The 1,952-nt window shown below is 32.7% G+C and carries 2 protein-coding genes; one reads left to right on the top strand and one right to left on the bottom strand.

Translation table 11 applies throughout. The features are described 5' to 3' along the window. Positions 1 to 730: hypothetical protein (locus AC6F8J_RS14760; protein WP_500724390.1), on the bottom strand; the 730-nt coding region annotated here is incomplete at its 3' end. 269 nt (positions 731 to 999) lie between these two features. Between AC6F8J_RS14760 and AC6F8J_RS14755 the strand changes: the two genes are divergently transcribed. After that, on the top strand, positions 1,000 to 1,952 hold a 953-nt coding region (locus tag AC6F8J_RS14755; RefSeq protein ID WP_500724389.1), incomplete at its 3' end, for a histidine kinase N-terminal 7TM domain-containing protein.

Below are 1,952 nucleotides of genomic sequence, written 5' to 3'. Positions count from 1 at the left end.
TACCAAATTTTTTTACGTTTCTTTCTGTAGCATCTTGGTCTGACGCTTCATCCATAGAATCCATAACTAACTCTGATACTTCATAGTGCATACCATGATCCTCACGGTAATACCTATACTGTTTGGCCATTGGATTAGTTAGGACTGCCTCATGAATATTTTTCCCTTTCAGATAAACAATACGTTCCTCTTCTTGCAAGCTGTAATCATATTCCCCAAAAAATTCTGTCCAATTATAGGTTTGTGTTTCATAAATGATCTTAAGTTGATTAAATCCTTTGTGGACAACAGATTGGAATAATTCCAAGCCTTTTAAACGTCCATCATACCTTAGTGTATCCTTTTCCAAAGCATGACTCAGCTTTTCTTCTACACTGTCTTCAATATCTACAAAACCTAGTTCTTTAGACTTTTCCATCAATGCCTTATCCCAATTTGTCATTATTTCTGTCTTTGACTTCTCTTGGATTTTTAGTCTGTCGGCACTTGTTTCTTCTTGCTTAGTTGTATTATTAACCCCTTCATCACTTATCCCATCCTCTGTTTGTGCATCTACTTCTAAACTTCCATCGATTTGGCTAAGGGATGTCACATCATCCTTTAAAACTTCTTCTATCTCTTTATTTTCCTGATGCCTATCTGTTTTTGTTTCTATCTTGTCAGCATGCTCTTCCCCGCATCCTACCAACAAAAAACAAAGAAGTATAACAATTACCTGTTTGAATCTCATTTTCTCTCCTTCCTCTTGTACATCCTTTTTAATCCTCCTGTCTATTTTTTTATCTGCCTCTTCATCATTTTATTCTTTATTCTGTTGTTATTATAGTGCCATTTGTCCTATTTAAAGTCATTGCATTTTGTATAGGTGGTCATTTTAAGTGACTTAGGTAGGCATTATCTTCTTGTACGAAAACTTCTAAAAATGAATTACCTTGAAAGCCTTAACTTAGAATGCTATAATGCATTCAATAATATTGCCAATAAAGAGGGGTTGTTTTAATGGAAGTATCTGAAAAACTTGCGATTGAAATCTTGACAATTTTTAGTTTTCATATTGTTTCTCTAATGCTTTTATTAGGTTTTAGCTTTTATATCTATTTAAAAGCAAAAAAAACACCCTTACTCTATAGCTATCTCATAGTTGTAATGATGTTGCTTATTTGGATTGTTTCAAAACTGTTTAAGACCATCGCACCAACTCAAGACTTAAGATGGTTCTTTATTGTGACTCAGTATATTGGTGTTTGTTTTCTTGGTTATTTCATGTTGGTTTTTGCCTATATTTATCAAAAAAATACTGTTCCCACTAAGAGATTACTGTTTTTTTTAGCTCTTTTCCCTCTTCTCGCTTTTTTGATTGTATTAACAAATCCTTTGCATATGGGCTTCTATTCATATTTCGACTTTTATAGAGATCGGTTTGGTCCATTTTTCTATCCTATACAGATTTTTCAGTACCTTTATATTTTTATTGCTATTATATATTTATCAAAAAATTATACGCGCCAACCCGGATTTTTCGGCAGGCGCATATGGGGAAGATTCTTTGCCCTTATTACGCTTCTACCCTTATTTACCAATTTTTATTATATACTTTTTAAGTTGGACCTTATGACTTGGATTTTTCCATTTCCAGTTTTTGATTTTACCCCTATATCCGGTTCTATTGCCATTGTTCTTTTTATGATACCGGCTCTGCACTTTCGTTTTTTCGATCACTCACCCATTTCATATCATCATATTTATTCTGGACTTCCTCAAGGTATTGTATTTGTACATAGTTCTAAAGAATATATGTATGGTTCAAATCCTGCTTTTATTCAAATGTTTCCGGATTATATAGATGCCAACTCACTGGATACTTTCTATAAAAATTGTATTTTTCAAAAGAAAGGTAAACATACTCATTTACATGCTTTTTTAACGAATCAAAAAAGTATGATTCCCTATAA

The sequence above is a fragment of the Petrocella sp. genome, assembly GCF_059865615.1.
This window is presented reverse-complemented; position numbering and strand designations above follow the sequence as displayed.